Origin of the sequence: Pseudomonas sp. NBRC 111143 (assembly GCF_001320965.1) — a bacterium.
Taxonomy (GTDB): domain Bacteria; phylum Pseudomonadota; class Gammaproteobacteria; order Pseudomonadales; family Pseudomonadaceae; genus Aquipseudomonas; species Aquipseudomonas machongensis.
This window is the reverse complement of record NZ_BCBT01000096.1, coordinates 1-6,526: the sequence shown is the minus strand read 5'-3', so window position 1 is coordinate 6,526 and position 6,526 is coordinate 1. Positions and strand designations below refer to the sequence as shown.

Genomic DNA, 6,526 nt, shown 5'->3' with positions numbered 1-6,526 from the left:
ACTGTTCTGGCTGAGGGGGGCGGAACCACTCGCAGTGATAATGGATTGAGTGGCGGAATCCGCAAAAACGTTGGCGGCGAGTATAGAGAAAGCAAAACCGAGGATAGCTTGGCGATTCATGGTCGTGTGCTCCGGGAAGTTGTTGGCTGGGTACGGAGCAGATGTTACGCCCGAGGTTTTTTTAGAGAACTTCATCGGGTTGATGGTAGATATCGATGCTACCAATGCCTTGTAAGTAGCGGAAAAGTTAGCAGTACGAGACAACTATCTTGTTATCCTGAGTCGCAATCTGTCTGGTAGGGGTTGTGATCAGATATGCCGCCGGTACTTTGCCCGCCATTCGGTCACCTTGGCCCGCATAATACGCTGCGATGTCGTCGCAGTTTTTGGTAGGGGCTGCAGTATGCTGTGCCTTTGCGGCGCCGTAGGTGATCGGATAGTCAGGCAATAATCGCCTGATCCGGTCTTACTGATTGCCTCGACCCTTGGGCCCGCAACTGATCGAGATAATCCTTCAGCAGAGGAAATGTGCCATACCCTTAAGCGCTCAAATCTAGAACGGGTTTACGCTCTCTTGCTTGTGAGTTTTCGATGGCAGCATTGAGCTTTCCTTCAGTGCTAGAGCGCTCGGCTCCTTGCGAACCTTGCTTATTCTGTGCCTCAGAAATCTGCTTCATTCTCTCCTCTATTTTTTCATCGATGCTGGCTTTCTCCTCGGGCGACATGGAGTCGTATTCCTCCTTGGAAATTCCCATCTGTGCCAGGAGCATATATTGGAGTTTCTCCTGATCCGACATGTTCATGTATTCCATGAACTTATCTGTGGCGCTCTTTTCCTGCTGTTCCGCCGCAACTAAAGCCTGCGCCTTCCCGACCTGGTTTGCATCGCTTTGTGAGGGGCTCTCGTCGATACGCGCGTGCTTACTGTGATACCCCACAGGAACATTCAGACCCAGTCCATTGATGCTTGTCATAGGTACTCTCTAGGTGTTTTGTTGACCAACATGACGAGAGCAATATAAATGCCAGGTGAGCTTTCATTCCCAGCTCCGCACTAGCTCTATCTAAGCGATGCGCAGCTCGCTCGAGGCCTGCAAATTTTTGCCGGAATCGGCAACGCGCTGCCGCATCAGCATGCTCATGACGGCCGCAGACCATAGGTGTTTCTCATGATTGAGATCAGCGGATTGAGGCTGATCGTCGCGGGGCGACTCATACCTAGCTGCGTTCACACAGCAACACGGTGTGGGCAGCGGCTGCTTGTGGGTCATTGAGCTTGGACGTGGCTCTTGGAGCGACCGCGACTTCGCTCTTAGGAGCAGCGGGTGAGGGCGGGGAGGAGTAGCAAGCAACAAACGATGATAAACACCTTGAAGCTTGTTCAGGGCTGCGAGATTTAGCCTGGTAAGGCTGACAAGCAGTGATCGGCAAATCCGGCCATAGCGGGTGCGGCCAGAACGGCCAATGTGCTCGCGACAGTGCGGCCCATTTGGGGCCGCGCTGCGTATCGGGGTCAGAGAAGATTAATTTCGACGTCGATGTTGCCGTGAGTCGCTTTCGAGTAGGGGCAAGTGCCGTGCGCAGTATCGACCAGTGACCGGGCGACTTGAGGGTCCACGCCAGGAAGGTTGACATTGAGCCGTGCACGAAGGAAGTAGGCGGTTCCGGTGTTGCCTAAGTCCACTTCTGCATCCACCGACACGTCGCTGGGCAGCGTCACTTTCATCGCAGCAGCCGCCTTGCCGATGGCACCGATAAAGCAGGCCGACCAGCCTGCTGCTAGCAACTGCTCGGGATTGGTGCCAGGGCCAGAGGAACCAGGCGCGGAAAGCTTGATGTCCAGTCGCCCGTCGGAACTGCGCGACTCGCCGTTACGCCCCCCGGTGGTATGGGTCTTACCGGTGTAAAGCACATTTTCAATAGCGTTGATCATGGGAGTACCTCGTGGGTTGAGTTGTGCCGTTTCGTCACGCGCACTATCAGGAAACGGTGTGTTCCTGATGTAACCCAATCTTTCACGCGCATGTAATGCAGATGTGTCCTGCCGTTCTGTTTGTGCAAGCTTGTGTAAGATTTCATGCCGAGATACAGAGCGTTACAAATAGGGTGTCATCCTACTTCTGGCGATAGGCTATTGCCGGAATGTTGTTACCGCTGGGTTGCGCGACAGAAGATTCAGGTTGGCATTCAGAACTGAAAACCATTCGATTTAGTATCGAGGAAGGAAACTATGCCCTCAGCGACTATTGGAACGGCCTAGAGCACCGGCAGCAGCCGGATAATCTGAATTGTCCACTTCTGGTCGGCACCTACCTGTCGTGACAGGCAGATACCGACCAGAAGCGGGCCATGACGCCTAGCAGCACGCGACCCTTATCAGCCCTTCATTCGACGCTAAGGCGGATAGCGTGCCGAGTGAGTCCCGCTTGGTATTGGGTCAGGAAAGTAAAAAATATGCTCCGCATGGTGATGACATCCGGAGCATTAGAGTGCATCAAGCTTGTAACAGGGCATCCAGTTCGCCTTTGCGATCAAGGCTTGCCAGATCGTCAAAGCCGCCGACATGCCTGTCCCCAATAAATATCTGCGGGACGGTTCTGCGCTGGGATCGCTGCAGCATTTCCGCGAGTCGCTGAGGTGATGTCTCAACGTCAACTTCGATTGCAGTGACCCCCTTGCGCGCCAACAGGCTCTTTGCGCTCAGGCAATAAGGGCAATGCTGTGTGGTGTAGACGGTTACTTGGCTCATAGCGCTTGCCTCCTAGTGTGCCGATGGCGGGAAGTCGATATCGGTAGCGGCGATGTTGTTCAGGTAGTTGGTCAGGGTTAACAGCGTTACCTGCGCGACCACTTCCACGATCTTGCTATCGCTAAGGCCTGCCTCGTGCGCAGCGGCTATCTGAGCATCACTCAATTGACCACGGCTCTCGGTGATCTGGTGTGCCAGCGCGGCAATTGCGTTGAGCGTGCCTGAGCGGGCCTGGCGAATGTCCTCTTCGCTCAAACCAGACTTTGCCCCGAAGAACGAGTGGGCAGCGATGCAGTAGTCGCAGCCGTTGATTTCTGAGGTGGCCAGGGCAACCACTTCACGCTCGGCAGCATTCAGCGAGATTTTGCCCAGCGCTTGAGCGAGGCCCAGATAGCCATTTAATGCAGCAGGTGCATGCGCCAATGTTTTGAAGGCATTGGGAATAAATCCGAGGCCTTTCTGAATGCCTTCGAGGGCAGCGCGCGAGCCAGCAGGTGCTTGTTCCAAAGTGAGAGCGGCGATGCGAGTCATGGTGGTTCTCCAGTAGTTTGAGCAAGGAGCTTGTCGATCAAGCTTGGAGCTAATACTAGGGACCGAGGCTTTATTTTCGGATTCAGATCGTCGATGGTATGCAACAGATCGTCTAAATAGAGCCGGCTATGGACCGTTTATCAACGCTGCTTAAACACTTCAACCTGCATGCCGCCACATTTCACAAGGGCGGTTTTTGCGGAACAACCGACATCTACGGTCAGGGCAGCTACGGGCATGCGCACTTATTGCGATCGGGACGCCTGACCTTCAGGGATAAGAGCAATCAGCTTATCGAGTTGGTAGAGCCGAGCCTGGTGCTAGTCGCTCGTCCGCTGGAACATCAACTGGTGGCAACAGAGGTCGATGAGGCGGAGTTGGTGTGTGCCACCTTACTGTTCGATGGCGGTGCCAATAACCCCCTGACCCTTGCCTTGCCGGACTACATCGTCAAACCACTTCGAGAGTTGCCGGGTCTCACGGGCAACCTCGACTGGTTGTTTGAAGAAGCCTTCGGCGACGAATGCGGCCGTGATGTCGTCCTCAATCGCCTGTTCGAGCTGATGGTGATTCAGCTGCTTCGCCATCTCATTGCCAGCCGCAGCATTGCCTCGGGGATGATGGCTGGGTTGGCCAACGCTCGTCTGTCGCGCGCGCTCACCTGCATGCACAGTGAGCCACAGCGCAACTGGTCCGTGGCTGATCTGGCTGACATTGCCAGTATGTCGCGCGCAAGTTTTGCGGCGCACTTTCGCAAGACCGTAGGCACCACACCTGCGGATTATTTGGCGAACTGGAGAATCAGCTTGGCGCAAAAGCGTTTGCGTGAGGGGCGACCTATCGCACTGATTGCCGACGAGGTTGGCTACGAAAGCCCTTCAGCGCTTGCCCGCACGTTTCGTCGCAAGCTCGGCGCAAGTCCGCGTGAATGGATGCAACGTAACCTTGTGTGAAGCCTGCGGGCATACCCGCAGAGTCCAGATACTAACGGCGCAAATAACCAAGCGGTTGTCCTCACAGGCGCCTGTGAGGACAACCGCTGAAACGTAAAAGGGTTAGGTTACAAGACCGATGACTCGCCCGGCTGCGACTACAGGGGAGAGGGGTTGCTCAGCAACTCGATTACCGTCTTGCCCTTGCCGCGACCTTCCGCGACCTGGCGAAGCGCCTCGTTGACCTCATGCAGCTCATAGCGCTGCTGATAGACGCGAATCCTCAGTTGTCCGGCATCCGCCAGCGCGGCGGCCTCGCGTAGGATAGCCCCGTGGTGTTCGCGGCCTTTGCCGGTGAGTAACGGCGTCAGGGTGAATACGCCCGAGTAGGTGGCACTTTTAAACGACAGCGGCGCGAGGCTGTGTTGCCCCCAACCAAGGCAGCTCAGTACGTGCCCGGTATAGGGCTTCACTGCCTTGAACGCCGCATCCAGCGTGGTGCCGCCTACCGTGTCGTAGACGATGTCGAAACCTTCCCCGGCCGTATGCTGCTCGGCATAGCTATCCACGCTCTCCGCCTGATAGTCGATAGCCGTAGCCCCCAGCGAGCGAATGAAGTCCAGACTCGCTGCCGAACCGGTGGCGTAGACCTCGGCACCACGCGCCTTGGCCAGTTGCACGGCGACTTGACCGACACCGCCAGCGCCGCCATGAACCAGCACGCGTTGGCCAGCGCGAACGTTGGCGCGATCCACCAGGCCTTCCCATGCGGTGATAAATACCAGCGGCAAGGCGGCAGCCTCGCGCATGCTGAGTGTGTGTGGTTTGGGCGCGATCAGCCGGGCGTCGACGGCGATGTATTCGGCCATAGCGCCCTGGGCACCACCGATCCCGCCGGCCATGCCGAAGACCTCTTCGCCAAGCGCGAAACCTTCAACCGCCTCGCCCAATTCGATGACCGTACCGGCTAGATCCAGACCGAGCACGGCGGGCAGTGGCTGGCGGGCGTGGGCCGCCGTGCCGGAGGCGATCTTGCTATCGAGCGGGTTGACCCCGGCGGCATGGACCTTGACCAGTACCTGGCCCTTGCCGGGAATGGGGCGAGCGATGTGGCGTAAGACCAGTGGGGCCTGGGCGGACTCAGCAATAGCAGCAAGCATTGTGTGATTCATGATGTAGGGCCTCGATGAAGTGGACGCCTACAGGTTGCCGCGCTTTCAGTATTCCGATAAGAAACTAAATTTGCATATTACTTATTCCGAAAAGAGGCCTAATTGCCGATGGATCTGTTTGACAGCATGCGCATCTTCGGACGCGTCGTGGAGCGTGGGTCGTTTTCTGCGGTGGCTCGAGAGCTGAACGTGGGGCAGCCGGCAGTGAGCAAGCAGATCCGCGCTCTGGAGCAGCATCTCGGCGGGCCATTATTCGCCCGCAGTACCCGCCACCTGTCCCTGACCGACCAGGGACAACGGTTCTACGGCCACTGCCAGGAAATTCTCGCCAACCTCGAGACCGCCACGCGCAGCTTCGCCAGCGGCCAGGAGCAGATCGCTGGCCCGCTGCGCGTAGCCGCACCTGTCAGTTACGGGAGGCTGTGTATCGCGCCGCTGCTAGGGATTTTTCTGCAGCGCTATCCCGATGTGCGGATTGACCTGCGGCTGAGCGATCACAATGAAGACCTGCTCAAGGAGAATATCGACCTGGCCATCCGTATCGGCGTGGTGAAGAGCGAGGGGGTGGTGGCGATGCCTCTTGGCACCAGCACACGGCGGGTCTATGCCGCGCCCGCCTATCTGGATCGTCACGGTATGCCACGCGAGCCCGGCGCACTGACAGGTCACAACTGCATCGCGTTCACCCTGCTGGAGCATTACGACATCTGGCACTTCAAGCGCGATGCTAAAGAGCTCGATATATCCATCAAAGGCAATATCACCAGCAACAGCAGCGAGGCCATCCGTGAAATGGTCCTCTCCGGCCTGGGCATTTCCCTGTCTCCTGAATGGCTTTTCGCCGCCGATGTCGAACAGGGCCGGGTTTCCACCGTGCTCGACGATTATCAGACTACTGCGCTGCCTGTGAGCGCAGTGCTCAGTCCAGAGCGGCGACGCTCGGCGCGGACGATGGCTTTCGTCGATTTTCTCCGAGAGCACCTATGAGCGCGCCGACCGCGTTGGAGATGCTTGATTGAGGTCCATCCAGCAGAGGTAAAACTCAATCCGGCAAGTTGAATCACCGTAGTTGTTAGATTTCCCAAGGATGCTCCGATCAACTTGTCGTGCAGCCGCGGCAAGTTGCAATTTTCCAGGCACCT

7 protein-coding genes are annotated in these 6,526 nt (G+C 57.0%); 2 read left to right on the top strand and 5 right to left on the bottom strand.

What is annotated here, in order from left to right; genetic code table 11:
• Nucleotides 1–539: 539 nt before the first annotated feature.
• The 4 genes from APH44_RS28590 to APH44_RS28575 all read right to left on the bottom strand — a co-directional run bounded on the left by APH44_RS28590 (nt 540) and on the right by APH44_RS28575 (nt 3,280).
• Nucleotides 540–974 (bottom strand): hypothetical protein, encoded by a 435-nt coding sequence (locus tag APH44_RS28590; RefSeq protein ID WP_054895641.1) that lies wholly within the window; start codon nt 972–974, stop codon nt 540–542.
• Nucleotides 975–1,513: 539 nt separating this feature from the next.
• Nucleotides 1,514–1,933, bottom strand: a complete 420-nt coding sequence (locus APH44_RS28585) for an organic hydroperoxide resistance protein (protein WP_054895640.1) — start codon at nt 1,931–1,933, stop codon at nt 1,514–1,516.
• Between the two features lie 561 nt (nt 1,934–2,494).
• Nucleotides 2,495–2,749, bottom strand: a complete 255-nt coding sequence (grxC, locus tag APH44_RS28580) for a glutaredoxin 3 (RefSeq protein WP_054895639.1) — start codon at nt 2,747–2,749, stop codon at nt 2,495–2,497.
• Nucleotides 2,750–2,761: 12 nt separating this feature from the next.
• A complete protein-coding gene (locus APH44_RS28575) occupies nt 2,762–3,280 on the bottom strand; it encodes a carboxymuconolactone decarboxylase family protein (protein WP_054895638.1) in 519 nt (172 codons plus the stop codon).
• A gap of 128 nt (nt 3,281–3,408) precedes the next feature.
• Here APH44_RS28575 and APH44_RS28570 point away from each other — a divergent pair, with 128 nt between their 5' ends.
• A complete protein-coding gene (locus APH44_RS28570) occupies nt 3,409–4,233 on the top strand; it encodes an AraC family transcriptional regulator (RefSeq protein WP_054895637.1) in 825 nt (274 codons plus the stop codon).
• Between the two features lie 137 nt (nt 4,234–4,370).
• Here APH44_RS28570 and APH44_RS28565 read toward each other — a convergent pair whose 3' ends face one another.
• Nucleotides 4,371–5,384 carry a zinc-dependent alcohol dehydrogenase family protein gene (locus tag APH44_RS28565; protein ID WP_054895636.1) on the bottom strand — a complete coding sequence of 338 codons (1,014 nt, stop codon included), beginning with the start codon at nt 5,382–5,384 and terminating at the stop codon, nt 4,371–4,373.
• Between the two features lie 108 nt (nt 5,385–5,492).
• Here APH44_RS28565 and APH44_RS28560 point away from each other — a divergent pair, with 108 nt between their 5' ends.
• Complete coding sequence (locus APH44_RS28560) at nt 5,493–6,371, top strand: LysR family transcriptional regulator (protein ID WP_054895635.1); 879 nt, start codon at nt 5,493–5,495, stop codon at nt 6,369–6,371.
• Nucleotides 6,372–6,526: the final 155 nt, after the last annotated feature.